22 protein-coding genes are annotated in these 25,492 nt (G+C 62.6%); 10 read left to right on the top strand and 12 right to left on the bottom strand.

Translation table 11 applies throughout. The features are described from left to right. Positions 1-213 precede the first annotated feature (213 nt). Genes KSP9073_RS03775 through KSP9073_RS03765 form a run of 3 tightly spaced genes read left to right on the top strand, consistent with a single transcriptional unit; the run spans position 214 to position 4,936 of the window. On the top strand, positions 214-1,974 hold the full coding sequence (locus KSP9073_RS03775) for an MFS transporter (RefSeq protein ID WP_108841583.1): 1,761 nt from the start codon (positions 214-216) through the stop codon (positions 1,972-1,974). Positions 1,975-2,010: 36 nt separating this feature from the next. Continuing rightward, positions 2,011-4,008, top strand: a complete 1,998-nt coding sequence (locus KSP9073_RS03770; protein WP_108841582.1) for a RecQ family ATP-dependent DNA helicase — start codon at positions 2,011-2,013, stop codon at positions 4,006-4,008. A 1-nt stretch (position 4,009) separates the two neighbouring features. Continuing rightward, complete coding sequence (locus KSP9073_RS03765) at positions 4,010-4,936, top strand: histone deacetylase family protein (RefSeq protein ID WP_108841581.1); 927 nt, start codon at positions 4,010-4,012, stop codon at positions 4,934-4,936. 33 nt (positions 4,937-4,969) lie between these two features. Here the strand turns inward: KSP9073_RS03765 and KSP9073_RS03760 are convergent, their stop codons facing one another. From KSP9073_RS03760 to hemC, 12 genes are all read right to left on the bottom strand, one after another. Further along, positions 4,970-5,746: a glutaredoxin family protein gene (locus KSP9073_RS03760; RefSeq protein ID WP_165814139.1), complete on the bottom strand. Its 777-nt coding sequence runs from the start codon at positions 5,744-5,746 to the stop codon at positions 4,970-4,972. Positions 5,747-5,851: 105 nt separating this feature from the next. Further along, the gene (locus KSP9073_RS03755) at positions 5,852-6,412 is read right to left on the bottom strand and encodes a cytochrome b (protein ID WP_108841580.1); all 561 of its coding nucleotides are present in this window, start codon (positions 6,410-6,412) and stop codon (positions 5,852-5,854) included. A gap of 24 nt (positions 6,413-6,436) precedes the next feature. After that, on the bottom strand, positions 6,437-7,216 hold the full coding sequence (locus KSP9073_RS03750) for a copper resistance protein B (RefSeq protein ID WP_108841579.1): 780 nt from the start codon (positions 7,214-7,216) through the stop codon (positions 6,437-6,439). Continuing rightward, on the bottom strand, positions 7,209-9,269 hold the full coding sequence (locus KSP9073_RS03745; RefSeq protein WP_108841578.1) for a copper resistance system multicopper oxidase: 2,061 nt from the start codon (positions 9,267-9,269) through the stop codon (positions 7,209-7,211). Before KSP9073_RS03745 ends, KSP9073_RS03750 begins: the two co-directional genes overlap by 8 nt. A gap of 39 nt (positions 9,270-9,308) precedes the next feature. Beyond that, positions 9,309-9,794 (bottom strand): cupredoxin domain-containing protein, encoded by a 486-nt coding sequence (locus KSP9073_RS03740; RefSeq protein ID WP_108841577.1) that lies wholly within the window; start codon positions 9,792-9,794, stop codon positions 9,309-9,311. 110 nt (positions 9,795-9,904) lie between these two features. Next, positions 9,905-11,218 carry a sensor histidine kinase gene (locus KSP9073_RS03735; RefSeq protein WP_243409102.1) on the bottom strand — a complete coding sequence of 438 codons (1,314 nt, stop codon included), beginning with the start codon at positions 11,216-11,218 and terminating at the stop codon, positions 9,905-9,907. Next, entirely contained in the window at positions 11,205-11,870 is a 666-nt protein-coding gene (locus KSP9073_RS03730; protein WP_108841576.1) for a response regulator, read from the bottom strand. The genes KSP9073_RS03735 and KSP9073_RS03730 overlap by 14 nt, the downstream gene beginning before the upstream one ends. 43 nt (positions 11,871-11,913) lie before the next feature. Then, on the bottom strand, positions 11,914-14,625 hold the full coding sequence (locus KSP9073_RS03725; RefSeq protein ID WP_243409101.1) for a M16 family metallopeptidase: 2,712 nt from the start codon (positions 14,623-14,625) through the stop codon (positions 11,914-11,916). Between the two features lie 128 nt (positions 14,626-14,753). Next, a complete protein-coding gene (locus KSP9073_RS03720; RefSeq protein WP_108841575.1) occupies positions 14,754-15,974 on the bottom strand; it encodes a heme biosynthesis protein HemY in 1,221 nt (406 codons plus the stop codon). Next, complete coding sequence (locus tag KSP9073_RS03715; RefSeq protein ID WP_108841574.1) at positions 15,971-17,224, bottom strand: uroporphyrinogen-III C-methyltransferase; 1,254 nt, start codon at positions 17,222-17,224, stop codon at positions 15,971-15,973. Before KSP9073_RS03715 ends, KSP9073_RS03720 begins: the two co-directional genes overlap by 4 nt. A gap of 17 nt (positions 17,225-17,241) precedes the next feature. After that, positions 17,242-17,991, bottom strand: coding sequence for a uroporphyrinogen-III synthase (locus tag KSP9073_RS03710; RefSeq protein ID WP_165814138.1), 750 nt, complete (start codon positions 17,989-17,991; stop codon positions 17,242-17,244). 60 nt (positions 17,992-18,051) lie between these two features. After that, positions 18,052-19,005 (bottom strand): hydroxymethylbilane synthase, encoded by a 954-nt coding sequence (gene hemC, locus KSP9073_RS03705; RefSeq protein ID WP_243409100.1) that lies wholly within the window; start codon positions 19,003-19,005, stop codon positions 18,052-18,054. A gap of 195 nt (positions 19,006-19,200) precedes the next feature. Between hemC and argH the strand changes: the two genes are divergently transcribed. Genes argH through KSP9073_RS03670 form a run of 7 tightly spaced genes read left to right on the top strand, consistent with a single transcriptional unit; the run spans position 19,201 to position 25,446 of the window. Further along, positions 19,201-20,628 (top strand): argininosuccinate lyase, encoded by a 1,428-nt coding sequence (gene argH, locus KSP9073_RS03700; RefSeq protein ID WP_108841571.1) that lies wholly within the window; start codon positions 19,201-19,203, stop codon positions 20,626-20,628. Next, positions 20,625-20,957, top strand: coding sequence for an LPS translocon maturation chaperone LptM (gene lptM, locus KSP9073_RS17945; protein WP_108841570.1), 333 nt, complete (start codon positions 20,625-20,627; stop codon positions 20,955-20,957). The genes argH and lptM overlap by 4 nt, the downstream gene beginning before the upstream one ends. After that, positions 20,954-22,240 carry a diaminopimelate decarboxylase gene (lysA, locus tag KSP9073_RS03690; protein ID WP_108841569.1) on the top strand — a complete coding sequence of 429 codons (1,287 nt, stop codon included), beginning with the start codon at positions 20,954-20,956 and terminating at the stop codon, positions 22,238-22,240. The genes lptM and lysA overlap by 4 nt, the downstream gene beginning before the upstream one ends. After that, positions 22,237-23,067 carry a diaminopimelate epimerase gene (dapF, locus tag KSP9073_RS03685; protein ID WP_108841568.1) on the top strand — a complete coding sequence of 277 codons (831 nt, stop codon included), beginning with the start codon at positions 22,237-22,239 and terminating at the stop codon, positions 23,065-23,067. The genes lysA and dapF overlap by 4 nt, the downstream gene beginning before the upstream one ends. Before the next feature lie 21 nt (positions 23,068-23,088). Continuing rightward, a complete protein-coding gene (locus tag KSP9073_RS03680; RefSeq protein ID WP_108841567.1) occupies positions 23,089-23,790 on the top strand; it encodes a DUF484 family protein in 702 nt (233 codons plus the stop codon). Continuing rightward, positions 23,787-24,752, top strand: a complete 966-nt coding sequence (locus KSP9073_RS03675; protein ID WP_108841566.1) for a tyrosine recombinase XerC — start codon at positions 23,787-23,789, stop codon at positions 24,750-24,752. The genes KSP9073_RS03680 and KSP9073_RS03675 overlap by 4 nt, the downstream gene beginning before the upstream one ends. Beyond that, positions 24,745-25,446: an HAD family hydrolase gene (locus tag KSP9073_RS03670; RefSeq protein WP_108841565.1), complete on the top strand. Its 702-nt coding sequence runs from the start codon at positions 24,745-24,747 to the stop codon at positions 25,444-25,446. The genes KSP9073_RS03675 and KSP9073_RS03670 overlap by 8 nt, the downstream gene beginning before the upstream one ends. Positions 25,447-25,492: the final 46 nt, after the last annotated feature.

The raw sequence follows: 25,492 nt of genomic DNA, 5'->3' as shown, positions 1-25,492 counted from the left end.
GGAGGGTGGCGCTCACGGGCAGCCGCCGTTGGCGATCTATTGCCTACGACTTTAGCAGGGGGTGCACTGGCGGTTTTGATGCAGGGCAAATTGCCGAAAAAAGCCATGACCCGGCCTGCCGGAGGCCATGAAACGGCGTAACATGGTGCCCTGCACGGCCCGCTTTTAGACGTTATCGATTTGATCGGATGCTACTGACCTGAAGAGTGCCTCATGCTGCAACCCGTATCCCGCCAGAGTGATCTGACGCTCGAGAAAACCGCCGTTCCGCCGCGCCCGGAAAATGTCAGCACCTGGGCGCCGCTGTCGATTCCTGCCTTTCGCATCATCTGGATGGCCAATCTCTTTGCCAATCTTGGGGTCTGGGCGCAGTCAGTGGCCGCCGCCTGGGTGGTGACCTCGGCGCAGGCCAGCCCCGTCATGGTGGCCATGATTCAGGTGGCCGCCGCGGCACCGCTGGTATTGATGTCGATCGTGACCGGCGTGATTGCCGACAACTATGATCGGCGCAGGGTGATGCTGTTCGGGCTTTTTATCGAGGTGCTGGGCGGGGTCTTCATCACCGTCATCGCCTTTATGGGGATGCTGACGCCGACGCTTCTGATAGCCTCGATTTTGTGTGTGTCCGTGGGTGGTGCCATTACCACCCCGGCCTGGCAGGCGGCCGTCAACGAACAGGTGCCGCGCAATCTGGTCAGTAGCGCCGTGCTGCTCAACAGCGTCAACTACAACGCTGCCCGCGCCATCGGGCCTGCCATCGGCGGCATGCTGCTGGCAGCGCTGGGGCCTGCATGGATATTTCTGCTCAATGTCCTGTGCTTTTGCACCCTGATCTGGGCGCTGTGGCGCTGGCGGCGCGCGGTGCCCGAAAAGCATCTGCCGCCCGAGCGGCTATGGGAAGGCATCAAGGCCGCCATTCACTTCACCCAGTATTCCAGCGTGACGCGGCTGATCATGTTGCGCTCGTTCATCTTTGGCATCTCGGCCAGTGCCATCTGGGCCCTGCTGCCCCTGCTGGCCCATGACCATCCCGGCGGCAACGCCTCGCTCTACGGCTACATGCTGGGCGGACTGGGCGTCGGGGCAATTGCCGCCAGCACACTGGTCAATCGAGCCCGCCGACGACTGGGCAGCAGCCGGTTGATCAGCGTCGCGGCCATGACCCTGGGCGGCGTGATGCTGGTACTGGGGGCTGCCAATACCCTCTGGGCCATGTTTCCGGCCCTGATCATCGGCGGCAGCTGCTGGATTGCGGCGGTGGCCTCCTATAACTCATCCGTGCAGATTCTGGTACCGGACTGGGTCAAGGCCCGAGCGCTAGCGCTCTATCAAACGGCGCTCTACGCCGGATTGACGATGGGCTCATTTCTCTGGGGCCACATGGCCGAAAGTCTGGGCACGCAGACGGCGCTTTTGATGGCCGGGGCCCTGCTCATGGTCTCGGCACTGATGTTCTGGCCCTCGCGCCTGCCGGCGCTGGACAGCGACAGCCTCATGGGCGCGCCGGAGGCCCGAATCGAGGCGCCGGATTTCGACTTTGACCCGGCCCGCGGCTCGGTGATGGTCACTATCGAGTATCGCATCGAGGCCGATCAGGTTCGCGACTTTGCCCGCGCGGTACGCCCGCTGCGCCGGCTCAGACTGCGCAACGGGGCCAAGCGCTGGTCGCTGTATCGCGACATCGAAACGCGTGACCTGTGGCAGGAAGTCTTTCTGGTACCCAACTGGCTGCAGCACCTGCGCATGCAGGACCGCCAGACGCTGGCCGACCGAGCGATCATCGAACGGGTGGCCGCCATGCACATCGGCACCGAGCCGCCGCGCACTCGCCACGGTGTCAGCTACCGTACGGCCCGATATGAAGGGGAAGGCGCGACCCTGAGACCCGTGCAGACCACGGCCCGTGATGATCAGGCCCCCTGGGCCGGAGAGGATCCTCACGCAAACCCTGACAGTCCGCGCCCCGGGCGTTAGTCTGTCGCTCTTTTCCTGTGATGACCGGAGCCCTGCATGCCCACTGATGTGACCGACGCTGCGCGCCATACCCTTGAAACGGTTTTCGGCCTTCAAGATTTTCGCGCCGGTCAGGGCCCGGTCATCAAGCGGGTGCTGGCGGGTCAGTCCACAGCGGCCATTTTCGCCACCGGCGCTGGCAAGTCGCTGTGCTATCAACTTCCGGCACTGCATCTGCCTCATCTGACCCTGGTCATTTCGCCGTTGCTGGCCCTGATGCAGGATCAGCTGGCCTTTTTGAAATCGCGCGGCATTGCCGCTGAAAGCATCGACTCGACCATGGACCGCGACGCCGTGCGCGAGGTGATGACGCGCGCGCGCCAGGGAGAGCTGAAGATTTTGATGGTGTCGGTCGAGCGGCTGCGCAACGAGCGCTTTCGCCACTTTCTCCACCAGGTGCCGATTTCACTGATGGTGATCGACGAGGCCCACTGCATCTCCGAATGGGGTCATAACTTTCGCCCGGACTATCTGCGCCTGCCCGAGTACCAGCGCGAGTTCAACATCCCTCAGGTACTGCTGTTGACCGCCACGGCCACACCCGGCGTCATTGAGGACATGCAGCGAAGCTTTGCCATCGCCCCTGACGATGTGATCACCACCGGCTTTTATCGCCCCAATCTGAACCTGCAGGTACGCCCGGTGGCCCAGTCCCGGCGCGTTGAGACGCTGATCACATGGCTGGCCCCGCAGCAGGTGGCAGGTCAGGAAGCGCCGACCATCATCTACGTCACCCTGCAGCAGGGCGCCGAGACGCTGGCCAAAGCGCTGTCGGCACAAGGCATTCGCGCGCGCGCCTATCACGCGGGGTTGGCGGCCGAAATGCGAGACGAGATCCAGCAGCAGTTCATGCACGGTGAGGTGCCGGTGATCGTGGCCACCATTGCCTTTGGCATGGGCATCGACAAGCGCGACATTCGCAACGTGGTGCATTTTGACCTGCCCAAGTCGATCGAGAACTACAGCCAGGAGATCGGCCGCGCCGGGCGTGACGGGGCGCCCTCGACCTGCCTGATGCTGGCCGGACGAGACGGGCTGGGGGTGCTTGAAAACTTCACCCACGGCGACACGCCGGAGCGCGAAGGCATTCAGCGGGTACTGGAAGAGATTCAGGCCGCCGGTCAAACCCCGGAGCGCCAGTGGCCGGTGGTGATGAACACGCTGTCACGCGACAGCAATATCCGCGCACTGCCGCTGAAAACACTTTTGGTGCGCCTGGAAATGCAGGGCGTGATCGCACCGCGCTTTACTTACCTGGCCGAATATCGCCTGCGCTATGAGATGCCGCCGGCGGAACTGGCCGCAAGGTTTGAGGGCGAGCGCGCCGATTTCATCCGGCTGGTGATCGACAATATCCCCATTGCTCGCACCTGGGGCACGGTGGATTTCGAGCGCCTGCACCAGGCCGGGCTGGCCGCCGGCATCGATGCCACGCGCTCGCGGGTGATCACCGCGCTTGAGTACTTCCAGGACAAGGGCTGGGTGGTGCTGGAGGGCAAGCGCATGACGGATGTTTTCGAGGTCTGCCAGCCCGACATCGACCCACCGGCCATGGCGCGCGAGCTGCATGAGGGGTTTTGCCATCGGGAGCAGGCCGATATCGAGCGATTATCCAGCATGCTCTCCCTGTTTGAGACCGATACCTGCCTGTCACGGCGTCTGGCGCTGCACTTTGGTGACCCGCGCGCCCCCGAGCGGTGTGGTCACTGCTCGGTCTGCGACGGCCATGTCGCCCGACTGCCGGCCTCGCCGATGGCCACAAGGCTTGAGGACATCGATGTCGATGAGCTGGCAGAGCCCTTTATCGAACGTCATCAGGCACACTTTCAACGTCTGCCCACACCGGAGCGGCTGGCGCATTTTCTCTGCGCGCTGGCCATGCCGGTGTTTACGCCACTCAAGGTGCGAGGGCTGAACGCGTTCGGGGCACTGGAGGGCTATCCCTATCCGCAGGTACGCGCCCGGGCCGAACAGATTCTGAAGGCGCGAGGCTAGAATGCGCCTGCCGCTGATTCATCATCCGGGGTACACGTTTGACTGGCCGGAACGACACCCCTTCCCGATGGCCAAGTTTCGCGCCCTGCGAGAGCAGTTATCAACGCTTGGATTTGACGATGATCCGCTGATTGACTGGATCACGCCAACTCCACCTACCAGCACCCAACTGCTGCGGGCCCACACGCCGGAGTATCTGCAGACCTTTTATCTGGGTGACAGCGACCCGGCAGCACGCAAGCGCAGCGGCTTTCCCTGGTCACCGGCACTGGTCGAGCGTACGCTGCTGGAGGTGGGTGGGACGCTTTCGACCCTAAAAGCCGCGCTGAACACGGGGCTGGCCTGCAATACGGCCGGTGGCACGCACCACGCCTATCCCGATGCGGCCAGTGGCTACTGCCTGCTCAATGACCTGGCCGTGGCCGCCCATGAGGCCATGGAGGTGTATGGGATTCGAAGGATTCTGATCATCGACTGCGACGTGCATCAGGGCGATGGTACCGCCCATGCCTTCCGTCACGACCCCAGGGTATTCACCTTTTCGATCCATGGGGCACAGAACTTTCCGTTTACCAAGCGCTCGAGCGATCTGGACATTGCCCTGCCCCGCGGCACCAATGACGAGGCCTATCAGAATGTGCTGGCAAGGGAAGTCCCGGCGCTTCTGGAGCAGTTGCGCCCGGAACTGGTGTTCTATGACGCCGGCGCCGACGTGCACGCCGGGGATCGCCTGGGGCATTTCGAGCTGAGTCTTGAAGGACTCTACCGTCGCGATCTGTTTGTGCTCGAGCAGTGTCGCCATCGTGACATTCCGATCGCTGCGGTGATCGGTGGCGGCTATGACCGAAACCTTGCCGCACTGGCCGAGCGCCACGCACAGCTCTTTCTGGCCGCAAGAGCCATCGTGGCGGACGATAGCGGCACATGAAGGCCGGCTCGAGAGTGCGCCAGGTCTGACAGATCAGCCTGCCAGCATACGAATCGGCATCCAGAGCCCCATCAACAGCATCATCAGGTTCTCGGTCAGCGACAGAAAGCCCAACGGCACGTTGCTGCCGCCGCCGACACAGGCACACTTGAGCTCACGCTTGTCGATATACACGGCCTTGAAGACCGATACGGCCCCCACAGCGCCGATGAAGATCGCCACCGGGGCGGCAATCCAGATCAGGGAACCTGCGATCATCAACACCCCTGCCAGGGTTTCACCAAAGGGGTAGAGATAGGCATAGCGCACGTCACGCTGGGCGAGCAGGTCGTAGTTGAGAAACATGGTCGAGAAGGTTTCGACATCCTGCAGTTTCTGTACGCCCAATAGCGTCATGGCCACCGCAATGAACCACTCCAGCGCGCGAAGGGTAAAAATGGTGTCGTAGACCGCCCAGCTGATCGAAAGCCCCATCAGGAAGGCGACCGCAAAGATGGCGATCACCGGCTGATAGGTGGTTTCCCCTTCCTTTTTGACACGCTTGCCAAAATATTCGCGCACCTCGCTATAGCCCCCGATGCGCTCGTTTTTGATGAAGGTCTGCGGCGTGGTGTCCACATCATGCTCGGACTTGAAGCGATCCACCTCCTCACGCGAGGTGAGCCAGTGGTCCTCGACATCAAATCCCTGGCGTTCCAGCAGCGATTTCGTCTTGAGTCCGAAGGGGCAGCGGTGGTCGGTCATGACCATGCGATAGAGGACAGCCTTTTGACGATGGCCATCCCTGCTGTCAGTGGCGGCATTGCTCATTGAAGATCTCCCTGTTGTCCGTGACGTCCTGTCATCGCTTGAAGCTGCCGGCGTGCAAAACGTCCACCCCGGAAGCCTTTAAAGAATAGTCAATGTTGACCGGTGTCACTGGCGCTGGCTGGAACGCCCGATCATGCGCCGAAGGGTGCCATCTCGCTGGATCACGCCATGCCAGATCAGCGCCATGCCGACATGACCGGCAATCACTATCAACAGCGACCAGCCCAGCCAGGTATGCCATTGACGCGCCAGCAGCATGGCATCGACCCGGGCCGGGCCGCCGTCAAACAGCGCCATCCCCAGCGGGGCGAAGGGCTGGCCACTGGCCCAGGTCATGTAAAGTCCCAGAGCCGGTATGGCCAGCATCAGAACATAAAGCAGCAGATGCGAGGCGCCGGCCAGTCGTGCCAGACCCTGTTGATGAGGCGGCCGCCTCGACAGGTTGAGCAGTGCCCAGAGGACTCGCAAAACGATCAACACCATGAGCAGTGTGCCCAGCCAGCGATGGGTGGAAAGCCAGGTCTGCACCCAGGGAGGATGTCCCCAGAGCCCTTTTGCCGTCATGCCACCCAGTTGCCAGAGCAGCAGCGCCCCGATGCCCCAGTGCAGCCAGCGGCTGATACGACCATAACGCTCGGGGGTGTCACGCCATTGAACATGAAGCATTGCTCGCCTCCCATGCCCTGAAGATCAGTACCAGGCGCGCAGCCCGACCACCAGCGCCGTGGTCGATTCGTCGTGATCGTGGTCACGTTCATGACTTACGCCGATATAAGGGCTGATCTCGCGCATCAGTTCATAACGCAACCGCAGGCCAACCTCACTGCTGTTAAGCCCCTGCCGAAGGCCGTATTCCGGAACATCCTGCAGTGATGCCGAGACCTCCATACGCGGCTGCAACACCCACCGCTGGGTGAGGAGCATTTCATATTCGAATTCAGCGCCCATGCTGACGTCACCGTCATCACTGACGTAGAGCGCTGTATCGGTCTCCAGCATCAGAGGGGCCAGCCCCTGCAGACCAATCACCGCAAAGCGTCGATCCGGGTCGGGATTGAAGTCCTGACGTACCCCCGCCTGCAGGTTCCAGAAGGGCGAGATGATGCGGCTATAAAGCAGCTCCAGGTTGCTGCTCTCCGGACTGCCACCATTGATCGGCCCTTCCCCTTCGCTTTTCCACCAGAAGCGATGCGTATCGTTACCAATCCAGCCCTGGGCATCCCACAGCCAGGCGTTGGGCGCGCCGGCACTGTCGCGATATTCAAGTCGGTCGACCATCACCTGACTGAAGATCGCATCGTCATAAAGAGGTTCGGGCCAGTCAGCCGGTGAGCCGCTATGCGTACTGAGCGGCCCTTCGGGGATCACGCTATCCACACTGGCACGGCCATGCTGATCGGCCGTTGCAAGCGACGGCAGCGAAAGCGCCAGCGTCAGGAGACCCCACTGGAAAACCCTTGAATCAGACATTGGACAGGACCTCCGCCGGTGCGACGCGTACGACCCGGAACATGCCGGCGTCCATGTGATACAGCAGATGACAGTGGAAGGCCCAGCGTCCCGGCTCGTCTGCCGTCAACAGCAGCGAGGCACGCGATGCCGGCAGGACGCTCAGGGTATGCTTGAAGGGGAGCCGATCTCCCTGACCGTTCTCCAGCTCCATGAACATGCCGTGCAGGTGAATGGGATGCTCCATCATGGTGTCGTTGATCAACACCAGTCGGATCCGGTCTCCCAGCACGATATCGATGGGTTCGGACTCGGAATACTTCACGCCGTCGAACGACCACATGTAGCGCTCCATGTTGCCGGTCAGATGCAGCTCGATGGTGCGTGACGGCGGACGCTGATCGCGCATGGGCCTGATGTTACGCAACTGGCTGTAGGTGAGGACTCGATGATCGACGTCTTCGAGTCCTGTCCCCGGCTCGCCCAGTCGATAGCGTAGCGTCTCAGCTACGTTGATGTTGCCCGGGCCATGATCGCCGGGGCCATGTTGACCCACGACCGGGCCCATGCCACCGCCTGCTTCCATCGCGCCGTGGTTCATGCCGGCCATGCCACCGTGGTCCATCCCCTTCGAGGCCGAGGCGCCGTGGTTCATACCGGCCATGCCGCCATGATCCATGCCCTTCGAGGCCGAGGCGCCGTGGTTCATACCGGCCATGCCGCCATGATCCATGCCCTTCGAGGCTGAGGCGCCGTGGTGCATGCCGTTCGAGGCCGAGGCGCCGTGGTTCATGCCAGCCATGCCACCGTGGTCCATGCCCTTCGATGACGAGGCGCCGTGATTCATGCCGGCCATGCCGCCATGATCCATGCCCTTCGAGGCCGAGGCGCCGTGGTTCATGCCGGCCATGCCACCGTGGTCCATGCCCATGTCCATCATGGTCCGCTGGGGCGGCTTTCGAAGGTCTGGCACCGCCGCGCGCATACCGGGGCGGGGCGTCAGCGTGCCCAGTGCATGCCCGCTTCGATCCATCGACTCCGCCACCAGCGTATACGCCCGATCCGCCTGTGGCTCGACGATGACATCATAGGTTTCTGCCACACCGATCTGGAACTCATCGGTGTCGACCGGTTCGACCTGCTCGCCATCGGCGCCGACCACCGTCATGGCCAGCCCCGGAATGCGAAAATTGAAATAGGTCATCGCCGAGGCGTTGATCACCCGCAGCCGGATACGCTCGCCGGGGCGGAACACGCCCTCCCAGCCCACCGCAGGATGAAGCCCGTTCATGAGATAGCTGTAGGTGGCGCCCGTGACGTCGGCGATATCGCGAGGGCTCATGCGCATGTTGTTCCAGGCCAGACGATCTCTGACGGTAGCCGCCCATCCCTCCTTCTCCACCGCGTCGAAGAAATCCCCCACCGTGCGCTGGTTGAAGTTGTAGTACTCCCCCGAGCTTTTCAGCCGGGCCATGATTCGGTGCGGGTCGTCGAAGGTCCAGTCATTGAGCATGATCACGAATTCCCGATCCGCCGTGACACGATGCGGTGACGCAGGGTGGACCACCAGCGGGCCGGTCAGCCCTTTCTGCTCCTGCATGCCGGAGTGGCTGTGATACCAGTAGGTACCACTCTGGCGAACGGGAAAGCGCACCTCGAAGGTCTCGCCTGCAGCGATGCCGGGAAAGGAAACCCCGGGCACACCATCCATCTGGAAGGGCAACAGCAGGCCATGCCAGTGGATCGAGGTGTCTTCATCAAGATGATTGTGAATACGCAGATGGGCCTGCTGCCCTTCCCACAACTCGACCAGCGGGGCCGGAATCGAACGATTGATGGTAATACCGCTGCCATGGCCGCCAGCGATGGCGACGCGTTCGCGACGCACGTCGAAATCCAGCAGGACAGGTCCCGGTACACCGCCATTCACCTGTGCCGCATTACCCGCCCGCGGGGTCAGCGGCGTTCCGCGGGCGTAGCCCGGCAGCAGCGCACTCACACCGGCCAGCGCCCCGGTTCCGGCCAGCGCCAGAAGCAGGCGGCGGCGGTCGTTATCCATCAAGTGTCGCGTCATGGGAGACAATTCCAGAAAAGTGATTGAAGCAGGCGTGCCCTAGGGAGAGGCGGTCAACATGACCGTCCCTTTCATGCCGGCTTCGTAATGGCCGGGAATGAAACAGGCATATTCGATGCGATCCCCATGAGTCGGCGCCGTCCATATCAGGGTTTGCGTGGCACCGGGCTCGATGGTGACGGATGACGACATCATGTTGTCGTGGCCGTCACCTTGATTTCCCTCACCATGATGCCCTCCCTGCTGCTGCATCATTTCGCGGTGATGTTGCTGCATGCTGGCGCTGCCAATCGAGAATTCATGAGGAATCATGGCCACGTTTTCGATCCGAAAACGCACGGTGGTACCCGGCGCCACCTGCAACTGGTCGGGATCGAACCACATGCTGCCTGCCTTGATATCGATGGTGCGCGCCACGGCGGGCGCCTCACTCGCAGCAGAGGAAGAAGAGGCGTGATCGTGTCCGGTATCGGCCAGTACCGGGGAGGTGATGATGAGAAGGCCAGTCACCAGCAAGGCTTTCATGAGCAGACTCCGTAGAAGAATATTCCTGTACCCTACCCCTGTTTTCTGAGAAGAACCTGAACAACATCCCGGCCGGCATCGTGAACGAGACTTTTTGACCTGGTGCCCCGTCAGACCCGCGTGAACTCGATGTCGACGCGAAGCCCCCCCAGTGACGCTCGCGTGTAACGCACACGCCCCTCATAGCGTTCCATCAGCTGGGCAAGAATGGACAGCCCTAGACCGTGGCCATGGCGCTGTTCATCCAGTCGCCAGCCGCGCTGGCCCAGGTGATTTAGCAGCTCATCGGGCACACCGGGGCCATCATCTTCAAGCCTGAGACCTGGCGGATGGTTACACAGTGTCAGTTCGACCCGCTGCCTGGCCCATTTCCCGGCGTTGTCCAGCACGATACCCAGCATCTCCATGCCGTCCTGGCGCTCCATGGGCAGCCGGTAGTCTGTATGACCGGTACCTGTGAGCGAAAACACGATATCGGGATAGAGCGTGGCGAACATCTCCATCAGCGAGTTGATATCCGCCATGTCGGTACGCTGCTGGCCGGTACGCGAACCGGCAATGCGGGAACGCCGCAGCTCGGCGCCCAGTTTCTCATCGATGTCGTGGAGGCGCTCCAGAAGGCGCGTTCGCCGCTCGGCGTCCAGCTCGCGGCGCGAGCGCAGCGATTGGATGACGGCCGTCAGTGGCGCCCTGATGGCGTGCGAGAGATTGGCAAGCGACTCCCGCGAGCGCTGCTGGCGGCGCTCCTGATCATCCAGGAAGGTATTGAGCTGCTCGATCGGAGCATCCAGTTCGGACACGGTTTCAATCTCAAGGCGTGACCTTTTCCCCTGTTGCAGCTCTACCAGCTGACGGGCAAGCCTTGAAAAGGGGAGCAGCGCCCGGTTGACGGCCACCAGGTTCAGCAGCAAAAGCCCTGCCAGAATGGCCGCCGAGATGACTGCAATCCACTTGTGCAGCCGCGCAAGCCCACGTTCGATACTGGCAAAGTCCTCTCCGATGACCAGGGTCGCAGGCTGGCCCTCGAGCATGAATCGAGTCCGCCAGATCAGAAGACGATGGTCACGCCACTGCCTTTCTTCGGCCTTCTCCAGAGGGCCCTTGAGCAGCGGAGTCAGCGCCGGCAGGCGGTCAGGATGAGAGCTCTTGAGCTGTCCATTGACGTCCAGCAGGTAGAAGTGATGAAAGATATCAACACTGCCGGTCATTACCCGGGGGTCCGGTGACTCGGGACCGTGGCTGGACTGCAGGTGCTGCACACTGTACAGCGCCTCCTGCTGGAGTCGATCTGCCAGAAATTCACGGGCGAGACGATCCAGCAGCATCCCATGCAGCCACCAGGTAACGATCACGACCGTCATGGCCATGATTGTCAGCGTGCCCAGCAACCGCAGGCGTAGACTTCGTCGGTCAGGTAGAAACAAGCATGTACCCCTCACCCCGCCGGGTCACGATGCGCTCTCGCCCCAATCGGTGCCGAAGTCGTGCAATGTAGACCTCGATCAGGTTCGGGGCGGCGGCATCCTGCTCAAGGGCATAGAGCTGATCCAGCAGATGATGCTTGGAGTGGACGCGATCCGGATAATGCATGAGATAGCGAAGCAGGCGAAATTCGGTCGATGTCAGCGTCTGCCATTCGCCCTGCCCCAGGCGGCACTGCTGGCGGTCCTCGTCCAGAAGGATATCGTTGACTTCCAGAACACTGGCGAGTGTGCCGGAACGACGACGCAGCAGCGCCTGCAGGCGTGCCAGCAGCTCCTCCTCATGAAAAGGCTTGGTCAGGTAATCATCGGCACCGGCACGCAACCCTTCCACCTTGTCGGTCCAGCCGTCGCGGGCGGTCAGAATCAATATCGGGACTGACCAGCGCTGCGACCGCCACTGTCTCAAAAGCTCGAGTCCCGATCCATCCGGCAGCCCGAGATCCAGTATCGCCAGTGAATAGGGCTCCGTATTCACCAGCGCCCGCGATGTCTGGACAGTGGCCGCAATGTCCGTGCTGTAACCGGCCTCTTCCAGACATTCGGCGAGGCTCTCCGACAGGAGAGCATCATCTTCTACCAGCAAGAGCTTCATCCTGGCTCCTTGTACCCTGGCTGAATTCGGGCCGCGCGGCAGATCAGGGCGTATCAGGCCCCCGAGCGCCAGTGACAAATCCGTCCGGACGAATATACGCCCTGAAGGCCTTTTGCACCTCATCGGGTGTAAGTTTCACAAACTTCTGTGCGGCCTTCGTGGAGGCATCCAGCGGCTTGTCGGAGAGCGCCAGACTCAGAAGCGATCCACTGATGGCGCCGTAGCTTGCGGCCTGCATCGGCATCGCCCGCAGTAGAATACTCTTGGCCCGATGCAGGTCGCTGTCGCTGACCGGCTCGTTTTGCATCCGCTCAAGGTTATGGATGATCAGCTCGCGCGCCTTTTGCACGTTGTCAGGGTCGCTGCCGAAACTGACGTTGAAGCGCCCGCGATGGGCCTCAAGGCTCAGGTTCGAGCTCACGCCGTAGACCAGCCCGCGCTGTTCGCGCAGCGCCTGATGCAGTCGCGAGGCAAAATCACCGCTGAGCACCTGATTGCCGAGAAACAGCGCAAAGCGATCATCACTGTCACGGTCGATATCAATCATCTGTGACATGGACACCTGCGACTGACTCGCCGCGCTGTCAGGTGTGTGATAGGCACCGGCCTTGTTCAGCGCCACCGCCGGATAGTCCACGTCCGGCTTCGGGCCCTGTGCCTGCCAGCCGCCGAAGTAGCGCTCGACCTGATCGCGCACCTGCTCGGGGTCGACGTCACCCACCACCACCATGGTGGTCATGTCCGGGCGTGATACGCGCGCAAAGTACTGCTTCACGTCCTCAAGCGTGAGGCTCTTGAGCGACTCGAGCGTCATGTGGCGCTGCATGGGGTCATCCTCCGGCAGCAGCGCCCCCAGCATGGCGTAGGCGTTCTGAAAGCCCGGGCTTTTCAAACGACCGGGCAGCGCCTGGGCACTCTGCTGTTTGAGGGTATCGAAGGCGTCTTCCGAGAAGTTCGGATTGAGCTGATGCTCGGCCAGCAGCGCCAGCCCTTCATCAAACTTCGCCTTTTGCACGACCAGTCCAAAGCTCGTACCTGCACTCTCTTCGGCGCCCAGCTCGTCTACCCTGGCACGCAGCTTCTGGCGATCCAGCGATTGACTGCCGTAGCCGTACATGCCTTCCAGAATGTCACCGACGCCCTCCTTGCCCGCGGGCGTTTGCAGATCGTCATTGGTCTGGATGGCACCGCTCACCATGACGCGGTCGCTGGCGGTTTCCTGCTGCACGATCAGGCGCAGGCCGTTGGCCAGTTGATAGTCCTTTGGCGCAAGCGTCGAGACCGGGATATCGAGGTTATCAAAGGCATGCTCGGCCCAGGACGGCAGCGCTACCGGGCCGCTGGGCGTGGTGGTCAGCTCTTCCGGCTTGCCATAGCCTTCGCTGCTGGTCGGCGCACCGGACGCCTCCGGCGTCAGCACGGCGGTAATGGCGTGTTCGGGCTTCAGAAGCCTTTTGGCGAGTGCGTTGACCTGGTCCACGGTGACCGCCTCGTACTGCGCCTTCATGTCCTGAGGGGAGTCGAGACCGCGCTTGATCAGGGCATCGGACCAGGCGCTGGCCAGTCCCGAAACCGACTCGCGAGAGGCATCCACATCGGCAATGATCCGACGTTTGGCCGCCGCGACCAGCGACGGATCTACACCGTTTTGAACCACACCATCGATGATATCGGTCATGCGCGCCTTGATCGGCGCCGGATCACCGCCCTGAGGGAAGACCCCGACCGCCATGGCCAGCCCCGCATGAGGCTGTAGCTGGCCGCCCATGCCGCCGGCCAGTGCCGTGCCGTCATAGCCCATGGCGGCCAGCTCGCCGCGCTCGGAGCCCAGCACGTCCAGCAGCACCTGGGTGGTGGCGAAGTCATCGTCCTGCAGGCCGGGCGTGCGCCAGCCCATATAGATCGAGCCATAGGGGCTGTTGGTGGGCAGCTCAATGGTGCGCGCCGTGACCGGTTTGAAATCAAAGTCAGGCCGCTCGGGCAGCGTCTTTTCGGGAATGTCTCCGAACAGGGTCTTTACCTGGCTGAGCGCCTGCTGTGGGACCACATCGCCGGCAATCACGAGCGTTGCGTTGTTGGGGACATACCACTGGTCGTGAAAGGCCTTGAGATGCGCCGCGGTGGTGTTATCAAAGGAGCCGCGCGTGCCCAGCGGGGTCCAGGCATAGGGCGTGCCGTGATAGAGCTCTTCAACCAGCTGGGTATAAAAGCGAAAGGCCGGATTGGAAAGGTTGCCCGACACTTCCTGTTCGATGGCGCCCCGCTCCTGCGCCCAGTCGGACTTGCTCATGTCGATGGCCTTCATCCGCGAAGCCTCGATATGCAGAGCCACGTCCAGATCCTCGGCCGGGACGGTGAAGTGATACTGGGTGCGGTCATTTTCGGTAAAGGCGTTCATGTTACCGCCCATGTTGGCCGAAATGACCGAGAGCTGATCCTTTGAAAGCCCCGGGCCGCCACGAAACATCATGTGCTCCACGGCGTGCGCCGTGCCGGGGAATTCGCTGGAGGCTTCGCTGGAGCCCACATGATAGTTGACCTGGGTGGTCACCACCGGCGCCAGGTCACTGTGCACGATCACGACCTCAAGACCGTTGTCGAGCGTCGTGCGCAGCACGTCGTCCTGCTGATCCTGCGCCTGAACGGAGGTGATGCTCGCCGCGACCAGCCACAGTCCTGCAAGAAAGCGCCCTGACCGTGACAGTCTGGCCCGCCACAAGGGGCTGACATTACCCATGATGCCTGTTGACTGCATACCCTTTGATTCCCGAAAAATGGATTTGCTGCACGGCCACCTGCGAAGCCACACGCCCTGACTCAAAAAGTCATGATGGTGCCATGAAAAAGAGCGCCCGCAGGCGCTCTTTCAGTGAGGTATCGAGACTAGCTGGTGTGTTCGCTGGGCTGCGGCAGTGCCGGCAGCGAGCGGTCCAGCAGCTCCACGCTCTTGCGATAGTAGTGCTGACTCTTGCTGTGCTGGCCAAGGCTTGCATAGAGCCTGGCAAGCTCGGCACAGGCCACACCGCTGGGGCGCTGGCGATGGCTGGCCTCGAAGTACTCCTGCGCCTTGCCCCAGTAGGCGTTGCGCAGCGAGAGGCGGCCCAGCGTCATCAATAGCTCGGGGTCATTGGGACGCTCCTGCAGCCATTTCTCGGCCGTGACCAGCTGACGCTCGGGCTCGACCGACAGCAGGCCATAGTGCGCCACCAGCCGACTGTCCCAGCGGTTGCGCAGCGACTGGCGAATCATGCTTTCGGCTTCACCGGCGTCATTGCCCCGCTCCAGAATGGCAGCCTGCAGCAACACCAGGTCCACGTCGTTATTCAGCGTTTCCGGCATTCCGGCCCAGAGCGTACGGGCGCGCTCATAATCCTTTTGCTGATCGGCCTGGGTCAGAAGCGCCTGATACGTGCGCCGCTCAAGCGTTTTGCGCTCTTCCTCACTGATCAGGTCGTGGCGCTCGAGTTTCGGCAACAACTGGCGCATGCCTTCCCAGTCTTCCACGTTCAGATAGGCCTGCTTGAGCAGCTTGAGCACCTGCGGATGCTCCGGCATCTGCGTCTGAAGCCGAGTCAAGATCGCCAGTGCCTGTTCGGACTGCTGACGGTCCAGCATCAGCTGCGCCTGAACAAGCCCGACGGCACTGTCAGCGCCCTCGGTGCTGTGATGTGCCTTTTTCAGAAGCTCGTCGGCCTGCTCATGGCGCCCCTGGTAGTGGGCCGCCAGCGCCGCGGACAGGTAGTTGACCAACGGCGTGGAGGAGTCCTCGGCGGAGCGGGTCAGCGACTGCTCGGCACGCTTCCAGCGCCCTTCCGCCAGCGCCACCAGCCCCTTGACGGTGCGATGCATGGCCTGACGGTTGCGGGTACGGGCGTTCCAAAGTTTCATCCGGCTGACCGGACGACGCAGACGCCAGAGCAGGCGCAGGACAAAGTGCAGCACCAGAAAGAGCGCAAACAGCAGCAGCATGCCGAACCAGAACGAGGTCTGCAGCGAGATGTCACCGACCCGGATCAGGATGTAGCCCGGCGTGGACATCATCAGCTGGCCGATCAGCGCCCCGGCGGCCAGCCCGACGACAATGAACAGGATCAGCTTTCTCATGAGGACGCCCCCTCACCGTTACGACGGGCGTTTTGCAGCTTGTTGATGGCATCAACCGAACCGCTGATGTCAGGCAGTTCAGGGCTGATGTTGCGCTGTGAAAGCGACTCAAGCTGTTTTTGCAGGCGCTGGACGTTGCTGTCCTCGGTGCGGAAATAGGTCGTGATCAGCGTGCCGGCGCGCTCAAGGCTTTCACGATAGATCTCTTCGTTGCTGCGCATGACACCCAGCTGGGCCTGTTCGAGCAGCAGACGCACGTTCTGGCGCAGATAGCCTTCCTGTGTGGGCGTGATCAGCGCCTCCAGCGGCTCATCGTGACGACGGACCGTGACCAGATCCTTGAGCTGAGTGCCCATGCGCGAGAGCTGCTCGCGCCAGCCACCGGTAAAGAGCGAACCGTCATCCTTTTGCGCCGACAGGGCTTCGCTTTCCTGAGACAGCGGCAGGTCATCCACCTGGCCGGCCATGGCGGACAGCGTCAGAAACAGACCGTTTTGATCGACGTCGGGCAGGCTTTTCAGCTGTGACAGCTCGGAGGCAATCGCGCGGCGCACCGGCAGCTGGGCCGGATTATCGATCTGGCGCAGGCGCTGGTCAGCGGTCTCAAGCAGCGACTGGGCACCGCTGATGTCGCGCTCGAGCTGCAGGCGCTGGTTGGCCATGCGCAGCAGGTACTCGATCTCGGCATTTTGCCACTGGCGCTCGTCGGTCTGCTGGCTGCGCGTAAGCTCTTCCATCACACGCGACAGCGCCTGGTCGTTTTCTTCCAGTTTTGACTGCAGCTGTCCAAGGCGCTGATCACTTGATTCAAGCGCACCCGAGACCTCGCCAGTGGACTGACGGGTGCTCTGCTGAACCTGGGTGACGTCCTGGCGCAGCTGATCCATCTCGTTGCGCTGCTGCTCGAACAACCAGGCACCAAAGCCAATGGCCGCCAGCGACAGCAACAACAGGACAAGCAGAATGGGCAGCAAAACCGAACGACGTCCGCTCTTCTGACGCGGCCGATGTTCCGGGCGCATGTCACCGGGCTCGAATGCCCGACCACTGCCGCTGACGCCAGATTGTGAAGCATCAGGTCCGCTCATGTGGCCGGTGCGCGTACTTTCGCCGGTCACCGCGGCATTTTCAGCGGCACCGTTCGTGCCGGTGCTGCTCCCTGCCGAGACGCTGGTGGATGCATTGTCGGAGGACGCGCTGCCGGAAGAAGCGTTGCTGCGATCGTCGTTATCGTTTTCCTGCTTGCTCATTTATCGCTGCCCTTTTTTTAATCGGGTATGCCCGGCGCCTGGTGCCAGGCCATTGCCGAGGTCTCTGCCAATGTCTGCGGCGTGGCATCGCCGGCAATGAAAACACATTCGAAGTGATCCCTGCCTGCCATTGTAGCCAATCGCTGACTGGAAACGACCAGTGGACGCTTCCGAGTGGCCGGCGTGCACCACTGATCAAGGTATTCGAGCTGTTCCTGACTGGTCACGATCAATATCGCAAAGTCGCCCTGCGCCAGAAGTTCGCGCATTGTCGCGCTGGGTGGCTGCAGCCGTCGCTCATAGAGTGACAGCCGTGACACCTCGGCGCCACGCGCCAAAAGTGTCTGCTCGATCAGTTCACGCCCGCCTTCCCCGGAGACCAGTGCCACGCGCGCGCCACTGACGGCCTGTAGCCCCGGCATGTCGAGCAGCGCCTCGCTGGCACTGCCGCTGCCGGGGCCCGGCGCGCTGACCTTAACCCCAAGTCCTGTGCTCAATACATCGGCCGTGCTGACGCCGGTAGCATGAAAGTCGATGCCGATGGGCAACTGTGGCCAGCGTGCCTCAATGGCGTCGATCAGACAGGTTGCGGCAAACGGACTGGTACAGATCACATGGCGAAAGTTATCCAGATCATACAGCAGCGTACGCTCGTGTGGGGTCGGCTCGCGTGCGACCAAAGTCATGATATCCAGCGAGCGCGGTATTAGTCCGACCTCCTCAAGCGCCTGTTCAAGCGCCCGTGCCCGGGCGCCCGGGCGGGCCATCAGGGCGGTCGCTATATGACTCGGACCATGGCTCGAACACGAAGAAGACATCCCCAACCCTCAGCGCGGCGGGCGCTCATCGGCATAAACGGCATCAAGAATGGCGCCGGCACCACGCGCGAGCAGCTCTTCTGCCACCTGAATTCCCAGCGCTTCCGGATCGTTGGCCGGCCCGCGCGCCTCGGCATGAATGACCTGAGAGCCATCGGGGGCACCGACCAGGGCGCGCAGCCACAGCGTCTGATCATTGTCTTCCAGCACCGCATAGCCGCCGATCGGCACCTGACAGCCGCCTTCAAGACGGGTGTTCATGGCACGCTCGGCCAGTACCCGCAGACTGGAGGCGTGATCGATCAGAGGCGCAATCAGCGCGCGCAGGGTGTCGTCATCGCTGCGACACTCGATGCCGAGCGCCCCCTGACCGCAGGCCGGCAGCATGGCTTCCGGCGCCAGCTGATCGGCAATACGCGCTGCCAGCCCGAGACGTTCAAGCCCCGAGGTGGCCAGCACAATGGCGTCGAACTCGCCGGCATCGAGCTTGCCCAAACGGGTCTGCACGTTGCCGCGCAGGCTGAGCACCACCAGATCCGGGCGGGCCGCGCGAATCTGCAGGGCACGACGCAGACTCGAGGTGCCCACTTTCGCGCCCTGCGGCAGGGCATCAAAATTCGGATAGTCGTTGGACACGAAGGCGTCCGTGGGCGCGCCCCGGTCCAGGATGGCATGAAGGCCGAGACCGTCAGGGAAGCTCATCGGCACATCCTTCATGGAGTGCACGGCAATATCGGCAAGACCCGCCAGCATGGCCTCCTCGAGCTCCTTGACGAACAGCCCCTTGCCGCCAATCTTGGCCAGCGGCGTATCCAGGATGCGATCACCGCGCGTGGACATGCCCACAAGCTCCACTTCGAGCCCCGGATGCAGGGCCTCGAGACGAGACTTGACGTGTTCCGCCTGCCACAGGGCGAGCTGACTCTTGCGGGTGGCGATTCTGATCGTGGCTCTGTCGGACACGAGCGCTCCTGTAGAGGTCAAAACGAGACGTCCATGATAAAGCAGTGGCGCCCGGCAAAAAACAGTCATTGCAGGCGTCAGGGCGCGTGTGGCGTGCCGACAGGGCATCGACTTCTTGTTACACTGACCCGCCCATGGAGGCGGCAACCGGCCGGCCTCCCGGTCCCGACCCTTTCGATGCAGGATCGCCAGCAGATGACGCAAACCACCAATCAATCCTGGGGCGGTCGCTTCAGCGAGCCCACCGACGCTTTCGTGGCGGCCTTCACCGCCTCCATCGGTTTCGACCAGCGCCTTTATCATCATGACATTCGCGGCTCGATTGCCCATGCCACCATGCTGGCGCACGTGGGCGTTCTGACCGACGCCGAGCGCGACGCCATCGTCAATGGTCTCAAGGAGATCGAGGCCGAGATCGAGCGCGGCGAGATCGAATGGTCCGTGGCCCTTGAAGACATTCACATGAACATCGAGGCGCGTCTGACCGACCGCATCGGGATTGTCGGCAAGAAGCTGCACACCGGACGTTCACGCAACGACCAGATCGCCACCGACATTCGCCTTTATCTGCGCGATGGCATCGATGCCGTCGCCAGCGAGCTCTCGCGCCTGCGTCAGGGTCTGATCGAGCTGGCGGAAGCCGAGGCCGACACCATCATGCCGGGCTTTACCCATCTGCAAAGCGCCCAGCCGGTCACCTTCGGCCACCATCTGCTGGCCTGGCAGGAGATGATCGCCCGCGATCAGGAGCGCCTTTTGGATGCGCGCAAGCGCGTCAACATCATGCCGCTGGGCGCTGCGGCGCTGGCCGGGACGACCTATCCGATCGATCGGCACGTCACCGCCGGGCTGCTGGGCTTTGACCGCCCAGCGGAAAACTCGCTGGATGCGGTCAGCGATCGCGACTTCGCCATCGAGTTCACGGCGTTTGCCAGTGTGATGATGATGCACCTGTCGCGCATGAGTGAAGAGCTGGTGCTCTGGACCAGCGCCCAGTTTGACTTTATCGATCTGCCGGATCGTTTCTGCACCGGTTCCTCGATCATGCCGCAGAAGAAAAATCCGGATGTGCCCGAGCTGGTACGCGGCAAGACCGGGCGTGTCTATGGTCACATGATGAGCCTTCTGACCCTGATGAAGTCCCAGCCGCTGGCCTACAACAAGGACAATCAGGAAGACAAGGAGCCGCTGTTTGACACCCTTGACACCGTGCTCGGCTCCCTGCGCGCCTTCGGCGACATGATCCCGGCAGTGCGCGCCAAAAGCGACAACATGTATGCCGCTGCCAAACGAGGTTTTGCCACCGCCACGGATCTCGCCGACTACCTGGTACGTCAGGGTGTGGCCTTCCGCGACGCGCATGAAATCGTCGGCAAGGCGGTCGCCTTCGGCATCGAAGAAGGGCGTGACCTTTCCGAGATGACACTTGAAGAGCTCAAGCGCTTTTCCAGCCACATCGACGATGACATCTTCGACTACCTGACCCTGGAAGGCTCGGTCGCCGCGCGCAACCATATTGGCGGTACGGCCCCCGACCAGGTTCGCGCCGCCGCACAGCGCGCTCGTGAAGCGCTGAACAAACTTCCGGCTCACGCCATTGATCAGAAGGATGCCGCCCAATGAACCGTCTGATACTGGCCATGATGACCACCCTGGTGCTGGCCGGCTGCGGCCAGACCGGCCCACTTTATATGCCCGATGACCAGCAGTCCCGCGACCGTTATGACCCGCAGGGCGACTATCAGCAGGATGACTCGCAGCAAGGCGACACCTCACAGGACGACGCCTCACAGCGTTCAGCGCCGCAAAGCGATGACGCCAGGGGCGAGCGCTCGGTCAGCGTGCCCGAGGGTGACAGCAGCCCGGCCACCACCACGGCCGGAACCATCGGCGGCGCCGCCTCGACCGGCGCGCCTGCTGCACCGGCCGCCGTCGGTCAGGGGGGCACATGAGCACCCATTTTGTCTGGCACGATGACCAGCTCCACGTCGAGCAGCTGACGCTTTCAAGCGTTGCCGAGCGCTTCGGCACGCCCTGCTATGTCTATTCAAGTGCGGCCTTTCGCCAGCACTTTCTGGATTACGTCCTGCCGCTCGAGGGAACGCGTCATCTGATCTGCTATGCCCTCAAGACCAACTCGAACCTGGCCATTCTCAACCTGCTGGCCCGCCTGGGCGCAGGCTTTGACATCGTCTCGATCGGTGAGCTGGAGCGCGTGCTGGCCGCCGGCGGCGACCCGGGCCGGGTGGTCTTTTCCGGTGTCGGCAAGCGCGAGGACGAAATGGCCCGGGCGCTGGCAGTGGGCATCAAGTGTTTCAACGTGGAATCCGAGGCCGAGCTTGAGCGCCTCAATGAGGTCGCCGGCCGGCTCGGGCAGGTGGCGGCCATCTCCATCCGGGTCAACCCGGATGTCGATGCCCGAACGCACCCCTACATTTCTACCGGGCTCAAGGACAACAAGTTCGGCATCGCCATTGCCGATGCCGAGCGCGTCTATCAGCGCGCGTTTGCGCTTGAGCACGTCAATCCGGTCGGCATCGACTGCCATATCGGCTCGCAGCTCACCGAACTCTCGCCCTTTCTGGATGCGCTGGATCGCCTGCTCACCCTGTATGACCTGCTGGCAGAGCATGGCATCCACATCGAGCATCTGGATCTGGGCGGCGGTCTGGGCGTGAACTACACCGGCGAGACGCCGCCGGCGGTGGCGGACTATATCGCCGCCCTGCGCCAGCGGATCGGGGATCGCGACGTCGAGCTCATCTTCGAGCCCGGCCGCTCGATTGCCGCCAACGCCGGCGTTTTGCTCACCCGAATCGAATATCTCAAACCGGGCGATGCGAAAAATTTTGCCATCGTCGATGCCGCCATGAATGACCTGATCCGGCCCACGCTTTATCAGGCCTGGCAGAACATCACCCGGGTGGACCAGCACAAGACGCATGACACGAAGCACTGGGACATCGTCGGGCCGGTCTGCGAGTCCGGCGACTATCTGGGCAAGGACCGCGAACTGGCCATTGCCCAGGGCGACCTGCTGGCCGTGCACTCCGCCGGTGCCTACGGTTTCGTGATGGCGTCGAACTACAACACCCGATCGCGGCCACCGGAGGTCATGGTGGTCGGCGATCAAATGCATCTGGTGCGCGAGCGTGAACCACTGGCAAGCCTCTGGGCCGGCGAGGCGCTGCTGCCGGAGGCGGCCCTTACGCCGCAGGGAAATCACGCGTCATGATGCTGCACTTCACCAAGATGCATGGGCTGGGCAATGACTTCATGGTGGTCGATCTGGTCACCCAGCGCGCGCGGCTGGACAGTGAACGTATCCGTGCCCTGGCCGACCGTCGCTTTGGTATCGGCTTTGACCAGCTGTTGCTGGTCGAGCCGCCATCGCGCCCGGACATGGACTTTCGCTATCGCATCTTCAATGCCGATGGCAGCGAAGTGGAAAACTGCGGCAACGGGGCGCGCTGCTTTGCCCGCTTTGTGCTGGATCAGAAGCTCACCGCCCGCCGCGAGATTGCGGTCCAGACCGCCGGTGGCAATCTGCTGTTGAAGGTGGCCGATGACGGCCGGGTACGCGTCGACATGGGCGCCCCCCGTTTCGCGCCCGACGATATCCCGCTGAACGCCGAGACCGAAAGCCACGATTACGCGCTGGACATCGATGGCGAGACCATCTCGATGGATGCCCTGTCGATGGGCAACCCGCATGCGGTGATTGACGTTGAAAGCGTCGATCATGCGCCCGTGACCACGCTGGGGGCGCGCATCGAGACACATTCGCGCTTTCCCAGGCGAGTCAACGTGGGCTTTCTGGAGATCGTGTCACGTCAGCGCGTGCGGCTGCGCGTGTTCGAGCGCGGCGTGGGCGAAACCCTGGCCTGCGGTACCGGGGCCTGTGCGGCCGTGGTCAGCGGCATTCGTCGCGGCCTGCTGGATCAGCACGTGGAAGTGACCCTGCCCGGCGGCGACCTGAGCATCGAATGGGCAGGACCCGGGCACTCGGTCATCATGACCGGCCCGGCCGAGCGCGTCTTTGATGGCCGTATCATTGTATAGAACTGCTCCCCGGGGGATGACATGAACGATGATGACAGTAGTGCGCCCGATCGCCAGTGCCCTGAGGCGCTCAAGGCCGATCAGGTCAGCGACTGGCTTTCACGCCACCCCGACTTCTTTGAGGGGCGCGAGGCGCTGCTGGCCTCGATGCAGATCTCTCACCCCCAGACCGGCGGGGCCGTATCGCTGGTCGAACGTCTGATTGCAACCCTGCGCGCACGTACCGAGCTGGCCGAAGGGCAGCACCAGGCGTTGCTGAACGCGGCGCGACACCATGATCAGCAGGCCAGTGCCATGCGGGCGCTGGTCCTGTCACTGCTGCAGGCTGAAAGCCCCGATGCGCTGGCCCAGACATTGACGGCAGAGCTTGGTGAACGCTTTGGCGTGCAGCATCTGGCCGTGTGGCGACAGCTCTCAAGCGGCGAATGGCCACAGCCGCCGACCCACGAACTTGATGATGACACCGATCAGTGGCTCACCTCGACACTCTGCTGTGCCAATGACACGCTGACGCTGGACAGCGCGACGTCTGAGCGTCTGTTGCCGGGCGCGTCCCTGAGCGACGGCCGCTGCGCCGTGATCCGACTGGCACTGGGGGACCGTCACGGCTATCTGGTACTGGCTCATCCTGACAGGACGTCGCTGCCATGGGTGATGGCACCGGAAAACATGACCTGGCTGGGCGAGGTCATGTCGCGTCTTTTGCTGCGAACCTCGTCATGAGCACCCTGCAGCCGCTGGTCGACACCTTTGTTGAACGCCTGCGCCACCGGCACAGTCCGGCCACGGTCGATGCTTATCGGCGCGACCTGACAGCGCTGATGGCGTTTATGGACCGCGAGGCGCTCACCTCGTGGGACGCCCTTGATATTCACCATCTGCGCCGCTTTCTGGGCCGTGAACGCACCCGTGGGCTGGCGGCGCGCAGTCTGGCGCGACGGCAGGCGGCCATCCGGCGCTTTTGCGACCTGCTGATTGAACAGGGGCTTTTGGGCCACAACCCGGCTCGCCTGCTGGATACGCCCAAAATGCCGCGCCACCTACCGCGACCGGTGGATGTCGATGTGCTGGGACAGTTTCTGGATACGCCGCATGATGGCTCACCGCTGTCACTGCGCGATCAGGCCATGCTCGAGCTTTGCTACTCCAGCGGTCTGCGTCTGGCAGAGCTTGCCGGCATTGATCTGAGCGATATCGATACCCAGCGCGCCCGGGTGCGTGGCAAGGGAGACAAGCCGCGCCAGGTGCCGATCGGGCGTCGGGCCGCCGCCGCCCTGGCCGAGTGGTTCAAGGTGCGTGGCCTGCTGGCAGGCCCGCAGGAGCCGGCGCTGTTTGTCAGTACGCGAGGGCAGCGTCTGGGCCACCGCGCCATTCAGCTGCGTATGGCGCAGTTGGGGCGTGAGCGCGGGCTGCCCGAACATCTGCATCCGCACCGCCTGCGTCACAGCTTTGCCAGCCATCTGCTGGAATCGAGCCAGGATCTGCGCGCGGTGCAGGAACTGCTGGGCCATGCCCATCTCTCTACCACTCAGGTCTATACTCGACTGGACTGGCAGCATCTGGCTGACACCTTTGATCGCGCCCATCCGCGCGCGCATCGAAAGCCTGACGCCGACCGTTACTCATCTTCCCGCGAAGCCTCTTCCTTCAGGACTTCAGACCATCAGGACACGCCCCATGATTAAGGCCATCACTTTCGATCTCGACGACACCTTCTGGGACAACGGCCCGGTAATGGCCGCGGTTGAGCCCGGCCACTATCAATGGCTTGATGAGCAGATCGGCCATGCGGCGCATTTCCCGCTGGAGGAGTATCAGCGACGACGCATGGCACTGGCGCAGCAGCATCCGCTGCGTCGGGGGGATTTCACCTGGCTGCGTCACCAGACCCTGACCGGGATGCTGGTCGAGTTCGGCCTGGCCGAGGATGAGGCGCGACGCTGGGCCGATGACACCATCGAACACATGCTGACGCTGCGCCACGATGTCGCCATCTTTGAAGAGGTGCCGGCCATGCTGGAAAGCCTGCGCGCGCGGGGCATTCGTCTGGGCGCCATCACCAATGGCAACGTGGACCTGGAGCGTCTGGTCATTGCCGAGCACTTTGATGTCATCATCAAGGCCGGTGTGGCGCTGGCCCCCAAGCCCGATGCCCGCTGTTTTCTGTCGGCCATGGCGCGTCTGGGTGCACAGTCCCCGCGCGAGGCGGTCCATGTGGGAGATTCCTGGGCCGAGGACGCTCTGCCGGCACAACGTCTTGGCATGCACGTGGCGTGGATCGATGCCAAAAATACGGGGCTGCCGGATCATGCGCCGGGCGGTATTCATCGTCTGACTCACATTCGCGAGCTTGAAGCGATGCTGGCAGGGCTTGATTGATGGGAAGGAAGCATGACCGCAAAAGGACTGAAAAATTCAGTTACCT

This window comes from Kushneria phyllosphaerae (genome assembly GCF_900312995.1).
Taxonomy (GTDB): domain Bacteria; phylum Pseudomonadota; class Gammaproteobacteria; order Pseudomonadales; family Halomonadaceae; genus Kushneria; species Kushneria phyllosphaerae.
This window is presented reverse-complemented; position numbering and strand designations above follow the sequence as displayed.